The organism is Pseudomonas sp. Mb7 (assembly GCF_054790525.1).
Genome location: NZ_CP186501.1, coordinates 3,697,149 through 3,718,915 on the forward strand (window position 1 = coordinate 3,697,149; position 21,767 = coordinate 3,718,915).

Genomic DNA, 21,767 nt, shown 5'->3' on the forward strand with positions numbered 1-21,767 from the left:
GTATCACCACTGCAAGGTGATCCGGCTCTCGAATTCGCGCTCCTCACCGGTCACCGGGTCGATAAACCGCAAGCCTTGCGCCAGCAGCTTCAACGGATTGGCATAGTCATCCTCGACGTCTTTCAGCACCTGGGGATAAAACGGATCGTTGCAGATGCTCGCCCCCAGCGCAGTCATGTGGACGCGCAGTTGATGTTTCTTGCCGGTCACCGGAAACAATCCATAACGCCACAGATCGCCATGCTTTTCCCGAACCTCCACCGCCGTTTCGGTATTGCTGGCTCCGGCGCCTTCCTGCATGCGGAAAAACGGTTCTCCGTCGACCAGACGGCTCTTGTGCACCAGGGGGAAATTCAGATCGGGCAGTGCCGGAGCGATGGCCTCATAACGCTTGTCGATCTGCCGCGTGGGGAACAGCGACTGATAAGCCGATCGGGTTTGCGGATTGGCCGAGAAAATGACCAGCCCCGCCGTATGCCGGTCGATGCGGTGCAGCGGCACCAAGTGAGGATTGTCCAGGCGATGAATCAGCCTGCGTAACAGGGTTTGCTCAACGTATTCGCCGGCGGGCGTCACCGGCAGAAAATGCGGTTTGTCAGCCACCACCAGATGTTCGTCCGCATACAGGATCGACTCGACTACCGGGATCGGCTTCTCGTCCGGCACTTCGCGAAAATAATGAATCCGCAGACCTTCCTTGTAAGGCAAGTCCACCGGGATCGGCTGGCCATGGCCGTCCAGCACACGTCCCCGAGCGATGCGGTCCAGCCATTGAACGCGGTCAATGGCGCTGAAATGCTCGCACAGACAATCGAGTACGGTCAGCCATTTACCGGGCGGCAGATAAAGCGTGCTCGCCTGATTCTGAGCAGCAGAAAATGTAGATGTGGACATACGAAAATCGAACCCTCAATGCAGGGCGGCATTATCCAGCACTGAGGGAAACGAACCTAGCGCAGAATGTTCAGGCCGGAATTGTTTTCAGCGCTGCGGCGTCAGTGAATTCCTTGAGCCAGCGCAATACATCAACTGCCTCCCAGCGGCCCGGATCGTACAAGGCGTAGAGCAGCCCCTGATAACCGACCACATCCAGTTGCTTGTGGTAACCGGCACGCTGAAACAAGGCCTCGATTTCGGCAAAGCAAGTGTTGAAATGCAGCTTGTTGAACGGCGTCTTGCCTTCCGTGACCAGCCCGTCCAGGCGCAATTCGAGAACGGCCTCGCGCACCACGTCAACCGACATCCGGTTCACGCTGTTTTTCAACTGTTCGACATTGACCACGGTTCATCCCTCTGACGCATTTACTGTATGAACATACAGTAACCGATGAAACCGCAAAATGCCAAGGAATGCATGGCAGTAGCGACCGGCGGGATAAACCAGAAAATGCGGATTAACCCAGAAACGCGACGACCTCATCAGCGCTGAATGGCCAGTCCAGCTCAGCCCCGGTGTCGACACGACGCAGTACCGGAATTCGCAGGCTGTAAGCCGCATACCAAGCCTCATCCTCAGCAATATCGACCAGTTCAACCAACAAACCATGCTCGACAAGAGGCATCAGCTCGGCTTCGGCGACTTCACACAAGTGGCATCCAAGGGTGCCGAACAGCTGACATTCAGGAGGCATAATTGCTCAACCAAAAAATGAGTGGGCCTATTCTAGGCCGCACCTGAAAACCCGTCGAGCCAGCGCCGCCCAAAGGCTCCAGCTCCCCAACGAAGGTTCACAGGCAAAACCCTGACGCAAATCAGTCCACAGAAAAATCATTTGCGCGATCCTCCCGGTCTTTTTGCCTCTACGCTTGAAAAGCCTGATCTGCCATCGGAGTGTCCAGTGTTTGCCAATCTGTTGATCATCCTCGCCTCGTCCCTCGTGGTCATTGCCCTGTTCCGTCGCCTGCGTTTGCCGCCGGTTCTGGGTTATCTGTGCGTGGGTCTGCTGGTCGGGCCGAGCGCATTCGACTGGGTCAACGAAAGCGAACACTTGCCTGACGTAGCCGAGCTGGGCGTGGTGTTTCTGTTGTTCTCACTTGGCCTGGAGTTCTCCCTGTCGAAGATGATCGCCCTGCGCCAGGTGGTGTTTCGTCTCGGCAGCCAGCAGGTGCTGATCAGCACCGCGCTGCTCGGTTTGCTGCTGATGCTGTTGGGCATGCCGATGACGCCGGCGCTGTTGCTCGGTGCCGGACTTTCGCTGTCATCAACGGCGATTGTGACCAAAGAATTGGGCAGCCTCGGCGAGGTGTTCAGCAGTCATGGCCAGAATGCTGTCGGCGTTTTGCTGTTTCAGGACGTTATCGCGGTATTGCTGCTGACGTTGGTGCCGGTGTTCGCCGGTAGCAGCGAGCAAGTCTGGTACTGGGCGCTGCCACTGACGTTGGCAAAAACCGTGGTGCTGTTTGTCGGTCTGCTGCTGGCCAGTCGCTGGTTACTGCCGCGGCTGTTCCATGAAGTGGCCGCGTCACGCTCGGCAGAGTTGTTCGTGCTGCTGGCGCTGGTGATTGTGCTTTTGACCGCCTGGCTGACGCACCTGCTGGGGCTGTCCCCTGCCCTTGGTGCATTTCTGGCCGGCATGTTGCTCGGTGAAAGCCACTATCGACACCAGATCGAGGCGGATATCCGGCCGTTCCGCGACATTCTGCTCGGGGTGTTTTTCGTCAGCATCGGCATGCTCATCGACCTGCAACTGTTCGTCAGTCACAGCCTGCTGATCCTCGGGCTCACCGTCGGCTTGATGGTGATCAAGGGTATCGTCGTCGCCTTGCTGGTGAAGTGGCGCGGCAGTGACAGCGAAACAGCATGGCGCAGCGGTCTGGCGCTGGCCCAGGGGGGCGAGTTCTGCTTCGCCCTGATGGCACAGATGCAACAACACAGCATGATGCCCGAAGCACTGAGCGACCTGCTGCTCGCAGCGACGTTCTGCTCGATGTTGTTGACGCCCCTGTTGCTGCGCGCAGCGCCACGCATCGCAGCAGTGCTGCACCGCAAACCCAATCAGGAGGCGCAGATCGAAGAGATCAGCGCACTCAATGCCGACCTCAACCAGCATGTGGTGATTTGCGGCTACGGCCGCGTCGGCCAATCCATCGGTCGTTTCATGCGCAACGCCAAGCAGCCTTTTATTGCGCTGGACAATGACCCGGTGCGGGTACAGGAAGCCGCCAGTGGAGAAAGCGACGTGCATTACGGTGACTCGTCGCGCGGCGATCTGCTGACTGCTGTTGGCCTGTTGCGCGCCAGACTGCTGGTGGTTGCCGTGGATCAGAGCGACATTGCCCTGCGTATCCTCAAGGAAGCACGTCGGCTCAACGCCCACGTACCGATACTGGTGCGTACCCGCGACGACAGCCAGTGGGCCGAACTGAAAGCCGCCGGCGCCACCGAAGTGGTGCCGGAACTATTGGAATCGAGCCTGATGCTCGCCTCCCACGCCTTGATCATGCTTGGCTTGCCGGCACATCAGGTGCAGGAAAAAGTCGATCAGGTGCGCATCGACCGCTATCGGCTGCTTCACGGTTTTTATCCCGGTAGCGACGATGCCGAGACTTAATCCTGACTTACCGCGCCGATCTTGTGCAGCGACAGGTCGGCGCCGTAATACTCTTGTTCCTGACTCAGGCGCAGCCCATGCAACGCCTTGATCACGCCGTATACAGCGAAGCCACCGATCAGCGCCACCGCGACACCCAGCGCGGTGCCGATCAACTGGCTGATCAAGCTGACGCCGCCAATACCGCCGAGCGCAGTCTGGCCGAAGATCCCGCAGGCAATCCCGCCCCACACGCCGCACAAGCCGTGCAATGGCCACACACCCAAGACATCGTCGATGCGCCATTTCACCTGGGCGGCGGTAAAGCACCAGACAAACAGTGCACCGGCGATCGCGCCCGTCACCAGGGCACCAACCGGATGCATCAAATCCGACCCGGCACAGATCGCCACCAACCCGGCCAACGGGCCGTTATGCAGGAAGCCCGGGTCATTACGTCCGACAAGCAGCGCCGCCATGGTGCCGCCGACCATCGCCATCAACGAGTTGACCGCCACCATACCGCTGACGCCTTGCAGCGTCTGCGCACTCATCACGTTGAAGCCGAACCAGCCGACAATCAGAATCCACGAACCCAACGCCAGAAAGGGAATGCTCGACGGTGCGAACGCCACCAGACGACCGTCGCGATAACGGCCATTACGCGGCCCCAGCAGCAATACCGCCGCCAGCGCCAGCCAACCACCCATGGCGTGCACCACTACGGAACCGGCAAAGTCATGAAAAGCGGCACCAAACTGCGCCGTCAGCCACGCTTGCAAACCGTAGTTGCCGTTCCAGATCATGCCCTCGAAAAAGGGGTAGATGAACGCGACAATCAAGGCCGTAGCGCACAACTGCGGCACGAAACGCGCGCGCTCGGCGATACCGCCGGAAATGATCGCCGGGATCGCTGCGGCAAAGGTCAGCAGGAAGAAAAACTTCACCAGTCCATAACCGTGATCGGCACTCAGTACCGCCGCCGGCTGCATAAACGTCACGCCATAGGAAATCCAATAGCCTATAAAGAAATAGGCCAGGGTCGAGACGGCGAAATCACTGAGAATTTTCGACAGCGCATTGACCTGGTTTTTCTGGCGCACCGTACCGACTTCCAGAAAGGCGAAACCGGCATGCATCGCCAGCACCATCACCGCACCGATCAGAATGAACAAGGTATTGGAGCTGTGAACCAGGGTGTCCACAGCGCTTTGCAGATTTTCCATAAGCAGGCAGACCTAAAGGCGAAAAAGGCACCAAAGCGGTTCATACGCACATTTCATGCACCAAGTTGCGACCGCGCAGTCGCAGATCCGAAGGTCCGGCGAACCGCTTTGGCGCACGAGGTCGATGTCCTGACACGAACCGGGCTTGTTTGGGATAAGGTTTCTCGAGGCGCACGCCCGACAACAGCGCACAACCGCCGGGGAACGCACCACGACACAGCAAAAGTTGTACCAGTCATTTGTACTGAACCTTCGCGCAAGGCTCATACTCGAACGCTTCAGACGTCACTTACGGAGATCCACCCATGGCCAGCATCAAGGCAAAGACCGCTCAAGAAATCCTGATGAACGACTTCCAGACTTTGGTCGCCGACACCGAACGCTTGCTCGAGCACACCGCCACCCTGGCCGGCGATCAGGCCGATGAGCTGCGCGAGCAGATTCACGACAGCCTGCTGCGCGCCCGCGAAACCTTGAAACTGACCGAAGAAACCTTGCGTGATCGCGGTCAGGCGGCAGTCACTGCTACCGAAGATTACGTCTCGGCCAACCCTTGGCAGTCCGTCGGTATTGCCGCCGGTGTCGGCTTCCTGATCGGCCTGTTGGCTACCCGGCGCTGATTATGTCGATCGGTGAATCCGGCCCGACTGCGGGCACCGCCTCTTCCACGCGACGCCTGGGCGCCGCCGTTCTCGGTCTGCTGCACAGTCATGTCGAATTGTTCGGCATTGAATTGCAGGAGCAGAAATCACGTACCGTCAGCCTGTTGCTTTTCGCAGGCCTGGCGTTAGTCTTTGCCCTGTTATTACTGGTGGGCTTATCGACACTGGTGATGATTGTGTTCTGGGACACTTATCGCCTTGCTGCGATTATCGGCCTGTGCGTGTTCTATACCCTGGCCTCGATCTTCTGCGCGCTGCGCCTCAAGGCTGCGATCTTCGATGAGTCCTCGCCTTTCCACGGCACGCTCGAAGAGCTGGCCAACGACCGGGAGCGCCTGCTGCCATGAGCCTGCCTGAACTGCCACACAACAGCTCGCGTCGGGAAATGCGCAAGGCGTTGATCCGCCTGCGCATGGAAATGCATCGTCAGGAAATCCGCCATGAAGCCGGGCAAGTGTTGCAGCCTCTGCAGCGCATGCGCGGCATGTCGCAAAACCTGCAAGGTGGTTTCGGCATCAAACACGCGCCTTTGTGGGGCGTGGCCGCCGTTACGCTATTGGGTTTCATCACCGGCAAAGGCGCGAAAAGCGGCGGTGTCGGTGGCCTGACCCGCTTGATCCGGCTCGGCACCAGCCTGGGGCCGCTGATCAAACTGGTGATGCAGAGCTCGGCGAAACGCTAAACAGATACATCTGGCTACATTCTTGCACTGTCGGCGGGATGAATCTCTTTATCCGGAGATTCGATCCCGTGCGCCTACCCGGTCGGCGGGGTTCACCAGAACAAGAACCACTAAGGAGGCCCCGTGATCGACGGGCAACCGCTCGCCTGCTTTCAGCCTTTCATCGATACCGCCACCGGACGCATTGCCGGCGTCGAAGCGCTGGGGCGCCTGCGCCAGGCCGACGGTCAACTGAACTCGGTTGGGCCTCTATTCGCCGACCCGCGCACGCCCGCCATTGCCCTGCGCCGTCTCGACCGGCAGATCCGCGATAACGCCTTGAGCCGCTTGCATGAAGCGCCGGCAGACTGGTTTCTCAGCCTGAACATGTCGCCACGCTGGATCAGTCGCCTGCGCGCCGATCAGGCCTTGCCCAGTCTCAAGCAATTGGCACGCTACGACATCGATCCGCAACGCATCGTCTTCGAGATCACCGAACTGGGTGGCAATGGCCAACGCCTAGCCGAAGTCGTCGCGCGCTATCGCGAGGCGGGAGCAAGAATCGCCATCGACGACTTTGGCGCCGGCTACTCGCAACTGGATCGGGTGCTGGCGCTGCAACCGGACATTCTCAAACTCGATATGCGCCTGTTCCAGGCCGCGGCACTGGGCGGGCCGAGCAGCGACGTGGTCAAGGCCCTCGCGCAGATGGCCGAGAAGACCGGCTGCTGGATCATCGCCGAAGGCGTCGAGACCGAAGCGCAGTTGAATTTCGCCCTGGAATGCGGATCGCGCTATGTGCAGGGATTCCTGTTCGCACGGGCACAGGAGGCGTTTTTCCCCAGTGACGCGTTCGTCCAACGCTTCGCCGAGCTGCGCCAGCGCTATGTCCGGCAGAAACTCGTGGAGCGCGGACGACTGATGCAAATGCGCCAGCAACTCGCTGAACTGATGTCGATCCTGCAAGCCTGGGCTCAGGCCCATGCCCCTTTGAGCGCTTTGCCACAACTGGACGCCTTCCCCTGGCTGCTGCGGTTTTATCAATGCGATCGCCACGGCACGCAACTGACGCCCAATCTGGAATGGCGGCAGCATGGCTGGGTCGCCGACAATCGCTATCTGGGGCACAACTGGTCGTGGCGCCCGTACTTCTATCATTTGCTCGCCGAAGGTTGGGAGGAGCGGCGCTTGACGCTCTCCAATACCTACCGCGATGCCACCAGCAATCAGTACTGCCTGACAGCCGGGCAGTTTTTCGACAACGGTGAACGTTTGCTGCTGATCGACATTGACGCCGCCGGACTGTAGTTCCGCTTGCAGGGGCGGACGTGAACCGGGAAGCTAGGGGCCAACGCCCCCAGTCACCTGACGGAGAGAATCAGCCTTGGATTGGCACACCCTGCTCAACCGCGAACGCCTCGGCAAGCCGCTGCACAGCCCGCAAGAACTTGGCCGCAGCCCTTTCCACAAAGACCATGACCGCATCATCTTCTCCGGCGCCTTCCGCCGTCTCGGGCGCAAGACCCAGGTCCACCCGGTCACCAGCAACGATCATATTCACACGCGCCTGACCCACTCGCTGGAAGTCAGTTGCGTCGGCCGTTCGCTGGGCATGCGGGTGGGTGAAACCCTGCGCACTGTCTTGCCCGAATGGTGCGACCCGGCCGATCTCGGCATGGTGGTGCAATCGGCGTGTCTGGCCCACGATATCGGCAATCCGCCGTTCGGCCATTCTGGTGAAGACGCCATCCGCCACTGGTTCCAGCAGGCCGCCGGACGCGGCTGGCTCGACGGCATGAGCGAAGCCGAACGCGCTGACTTCCTCAATTTCGAAGGCAATGCCCAGGGTTTCCGGGTCCTGACTCAGCTGGAGTATCACCAGTTCGACGGCGGCACCCGACTGACCTACGCCACCCTCGGCACTTACCTGAAGTACCCGTGGACCGCGCGCCACGCCGACTCCCTGGGCTACAAGAAACACAAATTCGGCTGCTATCAGAGCGAGTTGCCGCTGCTCGAGCAGATCGCCCACAAACTGGGCCTGCCGCAAATCGAAGACCAGCGCTGGGCGCGTCACCCGCTGGTGTACCTGATGGAAGCCGCCGACGACATCTGCTACGCGCTGATTGATCTCGAAGACGGTCTCGAAATGGAGCTGCTGGACTACGCCGAAGTCGAATCGCTGCTGCTCGGGCTGGTGGGTGATGATCTGCCGGAAACCTATCGCCAACTCGGCCCGCAGGATTCGCGCCGACGCAAACTGGCGATCCTGCGCGGCAAGGCCATCGAGCATTTGACCAACGCCGCCGCACGGGCCTTTGTCGAACAACAGGACGCCCTCCTCGCCGGCACGCTGCACGGCGATCTGGTCGAGCACATGCACGGCCCGGCCAAGCGTTGCGTGCTGAATGCCAAGGACATCGCCCGCAAGAAAATCTTTCAGGACAAACGCAAAACCCTGCATGAAATCGGCGCCTATACCACGCTCGAGATTCTGCTCAACTCGTTCTGCGGCGCGGCGCTTGAACAACACAACGGTCGTACACCGTCGTTCAAAAGCCGGCGCATTCTCGATCTGCTGGGCAGTAACGCACCGGATCCGCAGGGTTCGTTACACACGTCGTTTCTGCGCATGATCGATTTCATCGCCGGCATGACCGACAGCTACGCCAGCGACATGGCGCTGGAAATGACCGGGCGCTCCAGTCACTGACCCGCTCGCCTACGGGCGGCCATAACGATGGCCGTCCGTATCCACACAGCCTGTGATTATCGACCCACAAGTGTCGACGGGCGTCTGATATGGCTGGAATAGCGGCAATTATTGCGCCGATGACTCAGCAACTTTAAACATCTTTAAAAAGCCATTTACGGCCAGTACTTGCAAATCATTCAAGTCAAACTATAAGCCCGTTCAAATCCAGCACTTCCTTACGTCAAACCTAGTTTGGTTGTAGTCCGTTTCCTCATTAATTGTAGGATTAATCCGATATCGTGACTGAAGCCATGTCACTTCATGCGAGTGCTCATTCAACTGAGCTAAGGTGCGCGCTTTATTCGTGCTTGCATGGGATTTGATTATGAACTCCGTTTTTATTGTCGACGATCACCCGGTCATCCGTCTCGCCGTTCGAATGCTGCTGGAGCATGAAGGTTACAAGGTCGTCGGTGAAACCGATAACGGAGTCGATGCCATGCAAATGGTGCGCGAGTGCATGCCCGATCTGGTCATTCTCGATGTGAGCATCCCCAAGCTGGATGGCCTCGAAGTACTGGCTCGCTTCAATGCCATGGGTTCCCCGTTAAAGATCCTGATCCTGACGGCACAGTGTCCGACGCTGTTCGGCATTCGCTGCATGCAATCCGGCGCATCGGGTTATGTCTGTAAACAGGAAGACTTGAGTGAACTGGTCAGTGCGATCAAAGCGGTACTGTCCGGTTACAACTATTTTCCCAGCCAGGCATTGAATCCGGTGCGCAGCGACGATATCCGTTTTGCCGAACTTGAATTATTCAAATCTGTTAATGATCGCGAGTTGATGGTCTTGCAACTTTTCGCCCAGGGTCGCACTAACAAGGAAATAGCCAAGGGCATGTTTCTAAGTAATAAGACCGTCAGCACCTACAAAAAACGTCTGATGCAAAAACTCAAGGCCAAATCCCTTGTAGAACTTATCGAGATGGCCAAACGAAACGCACTCGTGTGAGAGCCCGCATGCCCAGCCGTTTAAAGGACTATTTAATTGCGTTGAGCGCAGGTTTTTACCTGAGCGCCAATGTGTTCGCCATGCCCGGCACCTCACCTGACTATGCCTTGCTCAGCCGGTCGGCGGACGAGCCAGTTCCGGTCACGCTCGAACACTCCCAACGGCAGTGGCTGCTGACACGTAACGAACTGGTCGTGGGCACCTCCGCGCCCGACTACCCGCCTTTTGACATGACGACCAGTGGCAAGGATTACGAAGGTCTGACGGCCGATTACGCCGGGCTCCTCGGCCAGGCCACCGGTCTACCGATCCGGGTGCAGCGCTTTCCCTCTCGGGACGCGGCGATTAGCGCACTGGTCGATGGCCGGATCGACCTGCTCGGTACCGCGAACGGCTTCGAAGCGGGCAATGCCAACCTGGCGCTGTCGATACCCTACGCCGTTGACATGCCGGTGCTGGTTACCCGCGAGGACGAAACCCGCTCACTCACCGAAGGCCTGGCCGGGCTGCGATTGAGCATGGTCTATCATTATCTGCCGTTGCCCGAAGTCAAAGCGCTGTACCCCAAAGCGCTCATCACCTGCTACCCCTCCTACCAGAATGCAATCAACGCCGTAGCGTTCGATCAGGCCGATGTGTTTCTCGGCGACACGCTTTCAACTCACTACATGATCAACAAGGGTTATCTGAACAACGTGCGCATGGCCAATTTCGGCAAGCAGGAGGCCCAGGGATTCAGCTTCGCCGTGCGCCGCAACAACCCACAACTGCTGGCCATCATCGACACAGTACTAAAAGCTGTGCCGGCCAGTGAGCGTGACAATATTGCCAAGCGCTGGAGCGCTGGCAGTGATCTGCTGCTCACCGACCGGAAACTGCAACTGACCCAGCGCGAAGAAGCGTGGCTCAAACAACATCCGGTGGTCAGTGTGGTGGTCAATGAAGCGTTCGCGCCGCTGACATTCTTTGACAACGACGGTAATTTTCGCGGCATCAGTGCCGACCTGCTCGAGCTGATCCGCCTGCGCACCGGCCTGCGTTTCGAGATCCGTCGCAGCCGCAACGACGCGGAAATGATCCAGCAGATCGACCATCATCAAGCCGATCTGATCGCCGCATTACTGCCGACGGCGGAGCGCGAGAAAACCCTCAACTTCAGTCGTCCCTATCTGGAAAACTCCTACGTTCTACTGACCCGCAAAAGCGCGGATGGTCCGACCAATCTGGGCAAGCTCAAGGGCAAGCGACTGGCGATTGCCCAAGGCAATCCGATGGTCGAGTACCTGCGTCGGGAATATCCGCGCATCCAGTTGATCGAAACGGCAGATACGTTCAGCGCGGTGTCCCAGCTCGCTGAAGGCCATGTCGACGGTGCGGTGAACTCGCTGGTGATTGCCAACTATTTCATTTCTTCGCGAATCTTCAATCAGGCGCTGCAGATCACCACCACGATCGGCACGGGCCAGGCGGCGTTTTCACTGGCGACCGCGCGGGACAACACGGAACTGACGTCGATCATCAACAAGGCGTTGTTGAGCATCGCGCCCGACGAACTGGGGGTGATCAATGGGCGCTGGCGCGGTTACTCCACTGTCTCGCAGAACATCTGGCACAACTACCAACGCCTGTTCTATCAAGTGATCATCGGCGCTTTCCTGTTACTGCTGTTGCTGTTGGTCTGGAACGCTTACATGCGCCACCAGATCAAAAAACGCCAGGCTGCCGAACGAGCGCTGAACGACCAGTTCGAATTCATGCGTTCGCTGGTCGACGGCACACCGCATCCAATTTACGTGCGCGACCGCCAGGGCAGGTTGCAAAGTTGCAATGAGAGCTATCTCGAAGCATTCAATGCCCGCCGCGAGGAAGTCATCGGCAAAAACGTCATCGAGGGCTCCCTGAGCAATGCCTTTGAGGCCCAAGCGTTTCAGGCCGATTACCAGCGTGTCATCGCCGAAGGCACGCCGATGGTCGTCGACCGGCCCCTGCACATCGGCAACCGGCGTCTGACGATCTATCACTGGATACTGCCGTACCGCGACTCCAGCGGTGAGGTGAAAGGCATCATTGGCGGCTGGATCGACATCAGCGAGCGCCGCCAGCTGTTCGACGAGTTGCGTACGGCCAAAGAACGGGCGGATGAGGCCAACCGGGCGAAAAGCACCTTTCTGGCGACCATGAGCCACGAGATCCGCACGCCGATGAACGCGGTGATCGGCATGCTCGAACTGACGCTCAAACGCATGGATCCGCAGCACCCGGATCGCTCATCCATCGACACCGCGTACCACTCGGCCAAGGACTTGCTGGGTTTGATCGGCGACATTCTCGACATCGCACGGATCGAATCCGGGCGTCTGAGTCTTTGTCCGGAACGGGTCAATCTGGTCGATACGGTGACGTCAGTGGCCAGGATCTTCGACGGTCTCGCCCGGCAGAAAAACCTCTCCCTGCAAGTCATCTTCAACCCACCAGATCTGGCCGTCGATGTGCATCTGGACCCACTGCGTTTCAAGCAGGTGCTGTCGAATCTGGTCAGCAATGCGATCAAATTCACCGAACAGGGGCATGTGCGGATCACCCTCGACCTCATGAACACCGATGTACCTGCCCGCGCCCTGATGCAGCTGACCGTACAGGACAGCGGCGTCGGTATCAGTGCCGAGGATCAGCAGCGCTTGTTCGAACCGTTTGCCCAAGCGGAAAACAGCAGCCAGCAAGGCAGAGGTGGTGCCGGCCTGGGGCTGGTGATCAGCCGCAACCTGTGCGAAATGATGGGCGGGCAATTGCAATTGAGCAGCCAGCCTGGCATCGGCACCCAGGTCTGCGTCTCGCTGGCACTGGAAACGCTGCCGATACAGCTGAGCACGGTCAAAAGTGAATCCCCAATCAAGGCATCGCAGACCCCCTTACGCGTTTTGGTGGTGGATGACCATCCCGCCAATCGCCTGCTGATGTGTCAACAACTGGAGTTTCTCGGCCATCACTTCAGCATTGCCGAGAACGGTTGCAGCGGCCTGGAACTGTGGAAGACCGGTCACTTCGATCTGGTGATTGTCGACTGCAACATGCCGTTGATGAATGGCTATGATCTGACCCGCGCCATTCGTCAGCAGGAACTGCAAGCGCGCTGTCCGCCATGCACCGTGCTGGGTTTCACGGCCAATGCGCAGCCCGAAGAAATCCAGCGCTGCAAGCAGGCCGGCATGAACGACTGCCTGTTCAAACCCCTGAGCCTGAGCCTGCTCAGCCAGTGGGTCGATGGCATCACACCGACATCAGCGCCGCCGGCTTTCAACCTGCAAAACCTGAACATGCTGACCGGTGGCAATCCGGCCCAGGCTCGCCGTCTGCTGGCGGAATTGCTCAAAAGCAGCCGTCTCGACCGAGAGGAACTGCTCGCGCTGTCGCCGGAACAGGATCGCGGGGCGCTGGCGGTGGTCGCTCACAAAATCAAGGGCGCGGCACGTATCGCGCAGGCATCGCGCGTAATCGAGTGTTGCGATGCCCTTGAGCAGGCCTGCGCCGAGGCCATGGCGACAGACGAAGTTGCTCGCCGTTGCGAGGCGAGCAACCGCGCCATGCTCGAACTGGAGCAGGCATTACAGCAACAATTGGCGGTGTCGGATCGAAGCACAATGAGCTTGCCTTAACTATGCTTGGCGCTGAGCAGTGAGTTAACCATCATGGAGAGTCCGAAATGCCCAGCCCACTGCGCCCGGAGCAACGCCGGTTTCCGCTGCATGTACACATCAGCGTCATGTTCACATTCCTGTTGCTGCTCACCGGGGTCGTACTGGGCCTGTTCAATTACCACCAGACGACGCAGATCATCCTGTCGAGCAGCGAAAAGCTGTTCGAAAGGATCGAACAAGACGTACGTCTGGACATGTCCGCAACCTATCAGCCGATTCGTCACCTGCTGAGTTTGCTGGCGGATGACCCCGCCACTCAGGCCGCGCGCCTTGAACAACGCTTGCCCTTGCTCCGACCGTTTAGCCAGTCGCTCAACGACAATCCCAATCTGGCATCGCTATATCTGGGTTATGCCAATGGCGATTTCTTCATGGTGCGTCCGCTGCGCAGCGCCGCCATCAAGACATTGCTCAAGGCCCCTGAAGCGGCGGCGTATCAGGTCTGGAGTATCGAACATGACCCGCAGGGCGCGGTGCACTCGCAATCGCTGTTTCTTGACCAGACATTGTCGCTGATCAGCCGTCAGGACAACCCCGACGACAGCTACGATCCGCGTAGCCGCGCGTGGTTCAACCATGCTCGCCAGCAAAACGAACAAATCACCACCGAGCCCTACGTGTTTTTCTCCACGCGCAATGTCGGCACGACGCTGGCCCGACGCAGCGGCGAGAACGCCGTCATCGGTGCTGACCTGACGCTGGTCGCCCTGTCGGCGGCGCTGAGCAAACATGTCGTCACACCCTCCACCGAAATTGCCCTGTTCGATGCCGACGGCAACGCCGTGGCCTATCCCGACAGCGAACGCCTGATCGTCGACAGTAGCGGCGCGCATCTGGCCAAAGCGGCGGATCTGAGTCCGGGCTTGCATGCGCTGTTGTCCGGCGCAGCCGCGGGCAATCGCCTGGAAGCCGATGGTCGCCAGTGGATCGTCGCCCGCAGCAGCATTCAGGAGGGCGGCCCGAAAGGTTTGCAGTTGGCGCTGCTGGTGCCCGAGGACGAGTTATTGATCGATGCCTACCGCCTGCGCTGGCAAGGCGCGCTGATCACCCTCGCGACCCTGCTGCTGTGCTTGCCGCTGGGCTGGGTGATTTCGCGGATATTGGTCAAGCCGTTGCATGCGCTGGTCAAGGAAGCCGACGCGATTCGCAGTTTCGATTTCAACTTTCCTCTGGCCCGCCGCTCGCCGGTGCTTGAAGTCGACCAGTTGAGTGTGTCGATGGCGCGGATGAAAGACACTCTGGCGAGTTTCTTCCGGATTACCGACACCCTCGGCGCCGAAACCCGCTTCGCCCCGCTGCTGCAACGGGTGCTGTTTGAAACGGTGCAGATTGCTCAGGCGCAGGCAGGGCTGATCTATCTGCGTGAAAGCGACAGCAGCCGCATGGAGCCATACGGGCTGGTGATCGATGGTACGTCTCAGGCGTTGGAAGCATTCGACATTCAGGGACACGACCTGCAACAGAACAAAGGGCCGGCGTGGTTTGAACAATTGGTCGGCGCCAACAACGTGGTGAGCAACTTCGGCGTCGATCAGGCCGGCGACTTGCAGAAGGTCTTGCTGGCAATGCAATCGCCCCGCATCCATCTGATCGGCATCCGCCTGCACAACCGCCACGACGAAACCATCGGCCTGCTGATTCTGCTGGTGAGCGACAGCGGCACGGCAGCCGATCTGGAAAAACTGCGCCCTGATCGCATCGCGTTCCTCCAGGCTGTCTCGGGCGCGGCGGCGGTCAGTATCGAGAGCCAACGCCTGCAAGCCCGCCAGAAGCAATTGCTCGACGCCTTCATTCAACTGCTCGCTGGCGCTATCGACGCCAAGAGTCCGTACACCGGCGGCCATTGTCAGCGCGTGCCAGAGTTGACGCTGATGCTCGCCCAAGCGGCAGCGGCAAGCGAGGCGCCGGCGTTCAGTGCCTACCAACCGAGCGAGGATGAATGGGAAGCCTTGCACATTGCCGCGTGGCTGCACGACTGCGGCAAAGTGACGACGCCGGAATATGTGGTCGACAAGGCCACCAAACTGGAAACCATCAACGACCGTATTCATGAAATTCGCACGCGTTTCGAAGTGCTCAAGCGTGATGCCTGGATCAGCTATTGGCAGGCGTGTGCTCTGGGCGGCGATGAGACTGCACTGGCCGAATTGCGCGATGCCACGCTGACGGCGCTGGACGACGATTTTACGTTTGTCGCGCGCTGTAATCTGGGCAGTGAAGCGATGGCAGAGGCGGATCTGCAGCGCCTTGACCATCTGGCGCAACGCACCTGGCTGCGCACCCTTGATGACCGCTTGGGCGTGTCATGGGAAGAGAACCGGCGTCAGGCGCGCACGCCGGCACCGAATCTGCCGGTCAGTGAAAAGCTTTTGGCAGACAAGCCGGAGCACTTGCTTGAACGCGACCCGAACGAGTTGATCCCCGAAGACAATCCATGGGGCTTCAAACTGGATGTACCGCAACACAAATACAATCGCGGCGAGCTGTACAACCTGAGCATCAACCGTGGCACCCTGACCCGCGAAGAGCGTTACATGATCAATCACCACATGGTGCAGACGATCATGATGCTCAGCCACCTGCCCTTCCCCGGCCACCTCGACAGCATTGCCGAAATCGCCGGCGGCCATCATGAAAAAATGGACGGCTCCGGTTACCCGAAACGCCTGAAGCGTGAGGACATGAGCCTGCCCGCGCGGATGATGGCGATTGCCGATATCTTTGAGGCGCTGACCGCAGCCGATCGCCCGTACAAAAAGGCCAAAACGCTGAGCGAGGCCTTGGCGATCATGGCCACCATGTGCCGTGAGGCGCACATCGATGCCCAGCTGTTTGGATTGTTCATCAACGAAGGCGTTTACATGCAGTACGCCGTGCGTTTTCTCGATCCCGGTCAAATCGATAACGTCGATCCGGCCAGCCTGTTGCACAAGGCTGGCCTCACCGCGTGATCAGCAGTCGGTCAGACGCAGGAAAATTGCCGCCAGTTGCTCGATGCCGGCCTGATCCTGCGCGGTAAAACGCGACAGTTTCGGGCTGTCGAGGTCGAGTACACCGATCAGGCGCCCGTCCTTGACCAACGGTACGACCAGTTCGCTGTTCGAGGCGCTGTCGCAGGCGATATGCCCCGGGAACGCGTGTACGTCTTCAACGCGCTGGGTTTGCCGAGTGGCCGCCGCCGCGCCACACACACCACGACCAAACGGAATGCGCACGCAGGCGATCTGCCCCTGGAACGGACCAAGCACCAGTTCTTCGTTGCGGTTGAGGTAAAAACCCGCCCAGTTCAGGTCATCGAGCTGGTTGAACAGAAACGCCGAAAACTGCGCGGCGTTGGCGATAAAATCACGCTCGTCCGCCAGCAGCGATTCCAGTTGTGCGGCCAACATGCCATAGCCTTCGAGGCCCTGGCCGCTTTGTTGCAAATCAATCATGCCTTGTGCTCCAACAATTTCAGTCCCACCCAGTAACGGGCGAATTGGTACGCGCAACGTCCGTTGCGATTACCGCGGCCGGTGGCCCAACGCACCGCAAGGATGTCCAGTGCTTCGTCGCGCTGCCAGCTCAGGCCGGCCTTGGCGGCCAACTGGCCGATCCAGTGTTCGACGACGTTAAGGAAGTGTTCTTGGGTAAACGGATAGAACGACAGCCACAGACCGAAACGGTCCGACAGCGCGATCTTGTCTTCAACGGCTTCGCTGGGATGCAGTTCGCCGTCGACGCGTTTCCAGTTTTCGTTATCGCTCTCCTTTTCCGGCACCAGGTGGCGGCGGTTGGAGGTGGCGTACAGCAATACATTGTCCGGGGCCTGCTCAAGCGAACCGTCGAGGACGCTTTTGAGCACGCGATAATCGCCTTCACCGGATTCGAACGACAAGTCATCGCAAAACAGCACGAAGCGTTGTGGCAGCTTGCCGATCTGCTCGACCACCCGCGGCAGATCCGCCAGATGATCACGCTCGATCTCGATCAGGCGCAGGCCGGCGGCAGCGTGCTCCGCCAGCAAGGCCCGCACCAGCGACGACTTGCCGGTACCGCGCGAACCCCAGAGCAACGCATGGTTGGCCGGCATACCATCGAGAAACTGCTGGGTGTTGCGCCCCAGTTGTTCGAGCTGACGGTCAACGCCGATCAGGTCGGACAGGCGCATGTCGAGGCTGACTTCCAGCGGCATCAGATAGCCGCTGCGCCCGTCGCGTTGCCAGCGCGCCGCCAGACAAGTGCCCCAGTCGATCACCGGCCGTGGTGCCGGCAACAACGGTTCGATACGCGCCAGAACCGACTCGGCGCGTTCAAGAAAAGCATTTAATCGGGAATCCACGTCTTCTCCTCGGGCACGTTCACAGTGATGATGGTGAATCCTGCGACGACACACAGATAAAAATCACCCTACCAAGCCTTGTTACAAGGCGATTCGGGAACCTCGGTATCCATACATGATCGACTATGCTTGAGCAGCGAAGGGAAACGGAAGTGGTTCAACACCCCATGGATATCAAATTCACCCACCGGCTGTCTTACAAGCAAGCCAGGCTTACCGTGCTGGTCGGGTTCATTCTGGGCACGCTGCTCAGCCTGCTGCAAATCGGCATCGATTATGCCAGTGAAGACGCCTCCATCAACCGTGAAATCCTGTCTTTGCTGGAAATCAGCCATAACCCGGCCTCACGGATCGCCTACAACATCGACGCCGAACTGGCGCAGGAACTGACCCTGGGCCTGTTGCGCTCGCCGGCAATCATTTCTGCGCAACTGATCGACAACAACAATACGGTGCTGGCCAGCGTCAAACGCCCGGAACTGCAAAGCGGCTATCGGGTCATCAGCGACTTCCTGTTTGGCGCCAAACGCCAGTTCGAAGACCGTCTGTATCTGGATCATCTGCCCAATGAATCGCTGGGCGTGTTAAGCCTTGAGGTCGACACCTATGCGTTCGGCAGCCGCTTCCTGCGCCGCGCCGAGGTGACCCTGCTCAATGGCTTCGCCCGCAGCCTGATTCTCACCGGCATCCTGTTGGCGCTGTTCTATGTGATGTTGACCAAACCACTGGTGCGGGTCATCCGCGAACTCAGCGGGCGCGACCCGCGCAGCGCCGAGCCGACCACGCTGGAGTGCCCGTCCGGGCACGGCAACGATGAAATCGGCGTGCTGGTCAAAGTCGCCAATCAGCAATTCGAGAACATTGCCACCGAGATCCAGCAGCGACGCAACGCCGAAAACCGTCTGACCGACTACCTCGGACAACTGGAAAACATCGTCTCGGCGCGCACCGCTGAACTCAAGGCGATCAACGCACGGCTGAGCCAGTCCAATCAGGAACTCGAAGTCGCCCGCAGCACCGCCCTGGAAATGGCCGAGGCCCGCTCGGCGTTCCTCGCCAACATGAGCCATGAGATCCGCACGCCGCTCAACGGCCTGCTGGGAATGATCGCGCTGTCACTCGACGGTCCGTTGAATGCCGAACAGCAGCAACAACTGTCGATCGCCCACGACTCGGGCAAAGTGCTGGTCGAATTGCTCAACGATATTCTCGACCTGTCGAAGTTCGATGCCGGGCAACTGGAGCTTGAGCACATCCCGTTCGATCTTGGCTCATTGATCGAAGACACCGCCAACCTGCTGTCGCAGAATGCCGCGCCGAGCGTCGAACTGACCTGCCTGATCGACCCGCACTTCCCGGCACTGGTACTGGGCGATCCGACCCGCGTGCGGCAGATCGTCAGCAATCTGCTGTCCAACGCGCTGAAATTCACCCGCTTCGGCCGGGTGGATGTGCGCTTGTCGACCTACAAGGATGGCGTGCGCATCGAGGTCTGCGACACCGGCATCGGTATCGCCCAGGACGCGCAGCTGAAAATCTTCCAGCCGTTCACTCAAGCGGGCGCCGGCATCACTCGACAATACGGCGGCACCGGGCTGGGTCTGGCGCTGACTTACAACCTCTGCGAAGCCATGCAGGGGCGCCTGACCATCAGCTCCGAGACCGGGTTCGGCAGTCAGTTCTGTGCCGAGCTGCCACTGCCGTGTCATACCCGCGCACTGGTTCCGGCGCCGCTGCACGGGAAAATCCTCGCCATCACCGCTGCCAGCAGTGGACTGGCGGAACTGTTGCAGAGCCTGCTGCCGGTGTGGGGACTTACATATGAGCAGCGCACCATCGATGACTCACTGCTGGGCCTGACGCCGGACGTGGTGATCACCGATTGTCCGGAGTGTCTGTTCGGCTTGCGCCCGACGCTTGGGGCGCCGATTTTGCTGGTAACCGCCTACGGCAGTTTCCTGCCGAGCGAAGAAGCCGCCGCACTCGCGCCTCTGCAGCAACAGGCCCGACCATTGGCGCGAAATGCTCTGTACCAGAACCTGCGACGCACCCTGCAACCGGACGTGGTCGCCGTTAACGATGCGCAACTCGAAACGTCTCCCTCGGTGCGGCGCGGGCGGGTGTTGCTGGTCGAGGACAACCCGGTCAATCAACTGGTGGCCAAAGGCATGCTCGGCAAACTGGGCTGCGAGGTCATCGTCGCCGCCCACGGTGCCGAAGCGCTGGATCAGTTGGAGTATCACGAATTCGATCTGGTGCTGATGGACTGCAACATGCCCGTGATGGATGGCTACGAAGCCAGCCGGCAGATCCGTCAGAGCGGGCGCTGGCCGAGCCTGCCCATCGTCGCTCTGACCGCCAACGCCATGTCCGAGGAACGCGAACGCTGCCGCGCAGCCGGCATGAGCGACTATCTGGCCAAGCCGTTCCGCCGTGAAGAGCTGGCGGCACTGCTCGATCAGTGGATCCCGACTACGCCAGCGCTTTGATCTGTCCCAACAAGTGATCAAGTCCGCTGCGCAGGTCATTGAGACGGTCCAGATCCACCCCGCTGTCGCACAACAATCGGGCCTTGAGCGGCCCGACCTGCTCGCGCAAGGCTTGGCCTGCCGGTGTCAGACTCAAGTGCACTTCGCGCTCGTCACGCGTTGAACGCTGGCGCTGTACCCATTGCAACTGTTCCAGACGCTTGAGCAATGGCGTCAGCGTGCCCGAGTCCAGTGCCAGACGCTCGCCCAACGCCTTAACCGTCGGTTGCTCCGGCGCAGCGTCCTGCCATTCCCACAACACCAGCATCGCCAGGTATTGCGGGTACGTCAGGCCGAGCTGATCGAGCATCGGTTTGTAGGCACGAATCACCGCCCGAGAGGCGGCGTACAGCTTGAAGCACAACTGGTTGTCGAGCTTCAGCGAATCGACCGGCAAGCTGTTCATTTGAGCAGGGCTTCGATCTCGCCGCTCAGCTCCTGCGGCTTGGTGGTCGGGGCAAAACGCTTGACCAGTTTTCCGTCCTTGCCAATCAGGAACTTGGTGAAGTTCCACTTGATGCCCTGGGAGCCAAGCAGGCCCGGCGCGCGTTTTTTCAGCTGCACGAACAGCGGATGCGCGTCTCCACCGTTCACGTCAATCTTCTTGAACAGCGGGAAGCTGACGCCGAAGTTCAGCTCGCAGAACTCACTGATCGCCCCTTCGTTACCCGGCTCCTGCTTGCCGAACTGATTGCACGGAAAGCCCAGGACCACCAGACCCTGATCCTTGTAGGTCTGCCACAGTTCTTCGAGGCCTTTGTACTGTGGGGTGAAACCGCATTTGCTCGCGGTGTTGACTACCAGAACCGCTTTGCCGGCGAAATCGGCCAGGGTCTTTTGCTCACCCTTGATGGTGGTGCACGGAATGTTCAACAGGTTGTCGCTCATGGCGTCGGGCTCCGCAGACAGTCAAGAAAGATCAAACATAGCGAGCAATTAAATTGTGTGCAATTTAATTATCGAATAATAAGGCGACCCGAAGGTCGCCTTCATTCGTTTATGCGCGTGGAACCAGATCCAGGCAAACCGAATTGATGCAATAACGCAAACCAGTCGGCGGCGGGCCGTCCGGGAATACATGACCCAAATGCGCATCGCAGCGCGCGCACTTCACTTCCGTGCGGATCATGCCGTGGCTGATGTCACGGATTTCGGTCATCGCGCTTTCGCCAATCGGCGCGTAGAAGCTCGGCCAGCCGCAGCCGGAATCGAATTTGGTCTTGGAATCGAACAGCGCTTCGTTGCAGCAAACGCAGTGGTAGACACCGTCGGTTTTGGTGTCGTTGTATTTGCCGGAGAACGGGCGCTCGGTCGCACTCAGACGACAAACGTTGTATTGCTCAGGGTCGAGCATCGCACGCCATTCTTCCAGGGTTTTTTCCAACTTTTCCATCATCACACCTCAGCGGCTGAAAAAGCCCGATCTGTACCTTTTCC

General features: G+C 59.3%; 19 protein-coding genes. 10 read left to right on the forward strand and 9 right to left on the reverse strand.

Annotation, left to right across the window (positions count from 1 at the left end; translation table 11 throughout):
- Positions 1-3: 3 nt before the first annotated feature.
- The 3 genes from ACOYXH_RS16560 to ACOYXH_RS16570 all read right to left on the reverse strand — a co-directional run bounded on the left by ACOYXH_RS16560 (position 4) and on the right by ACOYXH_RS16570 (position 1,631).
- On the reverse strand, positions 4-894 hold the full coding sequence (locus ACOYXH_RS16560; RefSeq protein ID WP_095125130.1) for a pseudouridine synthase: 891 nt from the start codon (positions 892-894) through the stop codon (positions 4-6).
- A 70-nt stretch (positions 895-964) separates the two neighbouring features.
- The gene (locus ACOYXH_RS16565; RefSeq protein ID WP_093435111.1) at positions 965-1,282 is read right to left on the reverse strand and encodes a transcriptional regulator; all 318 of its coding nucleotides are present in this window, start codon (positions 1,280-1,282) and stop codon (positions 965-967) included.
- Positions 1,283-1,394: 112 nt separating this feature from the next.
- Positions 1,395-1,631: a glutaredoxin family protein gene (locus ACOYXH_RS16570; protein WP_099756840.1), complete on the reverse strand. Its 237-nt coding sequence runs from the start codon at positions 1,629-1,631 to the stop codon at positions 1,395-1,397.
- A 207-nt stretch (positions 1,632-1,838) separates the two neighbouring features.
- Here ACOYXH_RS16570 and ACOYXH_RS16575 point away from each other — a divergent pair, with 207 nt between their 5' ends.
- The gene (locus tag ACOYXH_RS16575; protein WP_095048441.1) at positions 1,839-3,551 is read left to right on the forward strand and encodes a cation:proton antiporter; all 1,713 of its coding nucleotides are present in this window, start codon (positions 1,839-1,841) and stop codon (positions 3,549-3,551) included.
- Here ACOYXH_RS16575 and ACOYXH_RS16580 read toward each other — a convergent pair.
- Complete coding sequence (locus tag ACOYXH_RS16580; protein ID WP_460409819.1) at positions 3,548-4,756, reverse strand: ammonium transporter; 1,209 nt, start codon at positions 4,754-4,756, stop codon at positions 3,548-3,550. The two genes, ACOYXH_RS16575 and ACOYXH_RS16580, sit on opposite strands and share 4 nt — an antisense overlap.
- Before the next feature lie 305 nt (positions 4,757-5,061).
- Here ACOYXH_RS16580 and ACOYXH_RS16585 point away from each other — a divergent pair, with 305 nt between their 5' ends.
- The 8 genes from ACOYXH_RS16585 to ACOYXH_RS16620 all read left to right on the forward strand — a co-directional run bounded on the left by ACOYXH_RS16585 (position 5,062) and on the right by ACOYXH_RS16620 (position 16,432).
- The gene (locus ACOYXH_RS16585) at positions 5,062-5,376 is read left to right on the forward strand and encodes an ElaB/YgaM/YqjD family protein (RefSeq protein ID WP_007908653.1); all 315 of its coding nucleotides are present in this window, start codon (positions 5,062-5,064) and stop codon (positions 5,374-5,376) included.
- A 2-nt stretch (positions 5,377-5,378) separates the two neighbouring features.
- Positions 5,379-5,765 (forward strand): phage holin family protein, encoded by a 387-nt coding sequence (locus ACOYXH_RS16590; RefSeq protein WP_007908652.1) that lies wholly within the window; start codon positions 5,379-5,381, stop codon positions 5,763-5,765.
- Positions 5,762-6,100 (forward strand): hypothetical protein, encoded by a 339-nt coding sequence (locus tag ACOYXH_RS16595; protein WP_093435122.1) that lies wholly within the window; start codon positions 5,762-5,764, stop codon positions 6,098-6,100. The genes ACOYXH_RS16590 and ACOYXH_RS16595 overlap by 4 nt, the downstream gene beginning before the upstream one ends.
- A 123-nt stretch (positions 6,101-6,223) precedes the next feature.
- Positions 6,224-7,387, forward strand: coding sequence for an EAL domain-containing protein (locus ACOYXH_RS16600; protein ID WP_099756841.1), 1,164 nt, complete (start codon positions 6,224-6,226; stop codon positions 7,385-7,387).
- A 76-nt stretch (positions 7,388-7,463) separates the two neighbouring features.
- Positions 7,464-8,792 carry a deoxyguanosinetriphosphate triphosphohydrolase gene (locus tag ACOYXH_RS16605; protein WP_258708611.1) on the forward strand — a complete coding sequence of 443 codons (1,329 nt, stop codon included), beginning with the start codon at positions 7,464-7,466 and terminating at the stop codon, positions 8,790-8,792.
- A gap of 367 nt (positions 8,793-9,159) precedes the next feature.
- Positions 9,160-9,786, forward strand: coding sequence for a response regulator transcription factor (locus tag ACOYXH_RS16610; protein ID WP_007908640.1), 627 nt, complete (start codon positions 9,160-9,162; stop codon positions 9,784-9,786).
- 8 nt (positions 9,787-9,794) lie between these two features.
- Positions 9,795-13,439, forward strand: a complete 3,645-nt coding sequence (locus ACOYXH_RS16615; RefSeq protein ID WP_095125131.1) for a transporter substrate-binding domain-containing protein — start codon at positions 9,795-9,797, stop codon at positions 13,437-13,439.
- 47 nt (positions 13,440-13,486) lie between these two features.
- Positions 13,487-16,432, forward strand: coding sequence for an HD domain-containing phosphohydrolase (locus ACOYXH_RS16620; RefSeq protein WP_095125132.1), 2,946 nt, complete (start codon positions 13,487-13,489; stop codon positions 16,430-16,432).
- On the opposite strand, the gene ACOYXH_RS16625 is transcribed toward ACOYXH_RS16620, so the two are convergent.
- Together ACOYXH_RS16625 and ACOYXH_RS16630 are read right to left on the reverse strand one after the other, a co-directional pair.
- On the reverse strand, positions 16,433-16,915 hold the full coding sequence (locus ACOYXH_RS16625) for a GAF domain-containing protein (protein ID WP_095048447.1): 483 nt from the start codon (positions 16,913-16,915) through the stop codon (positions 16,433-16,435).
- Positions 16,912-17,802, reverse strand: a complete 891-nt coding sequence (locus ACOYXH_RS16630; protein WP_095048448.1) for an ATP-binding protein — start codon at positions 17,800-17,802, stop codon at positions 16,912-16,914. Before ACOYXH_RS16630 ends, ACOYXH_RS16625 begins: the two co-directional genes overlap by 4 nt.
- 167 nt (positions 17,803-17,969) lie before the next feature.
- Here ACOYXH_RS16630 and ACOYXH_RS16635 point away from each other — a divergent pair, with 167 nt between their 5' ends.
- Positions 17,970-20,291, forward strand: coding sequence for a hybrid sensor histidine kinase/response regulator (locus ACOYXH_RS16635; protein WP_095048449.1), 2,322 nt, complete (start codon positions 17,970-17,972; stop codon positions 20,289-20,291).
- On the opposite strand, the gene ACOYXH_RS16640 is transcribed toward ACOYXH_RS16635, so the two are convergent.
- From ACOYXH_RS16640 to msrB, 3 genes are all read right to left on the reverse strand, one after another.
- Entirely contained in the window at positions 20,275-20,736 is a 462-nt protein-coding gene (locus ACOYXH_RS16640; RefSeq protein WP_095048450.1) for a MarR family winged helix-turn-helix transcriptional regulator, read from the reverse strand. The genes ACOYXH_RS16635 and ACOYXH_RS16640 overlap by 17 nt on opposite strands.
- Positions 20,733-21,218, reverse strand: a complete 486-nt coding sequence (locus tag ACOYXH_RS16645) for a glutathione peroxidase (RefSeq protein ID WP_016985485.1) — start codon at positions 21,216-21,218, stop codon at positions 20,733-20,735. Before ACOYXH_RS16645 ends, ACOYXH_RS16640 begins: the two co-directional genes overlap by 4 nt.
- Before the next feature lie 109 nt (positions 21,219-21,327).
- A complete protein-coding gene (gene msrB, locus ACOYXH_RS16650) occupies positions 21,328-21,723 on the reverse strand; it encodes a peptide-methionine (R)-S-oxide reductase MsrB (protein WP_095048451.1) in 396 nt (131 codons plus the stop codon).
- Between the last annotated feature and the right edge of the window lie 44 nt (positions 21,724-21,767).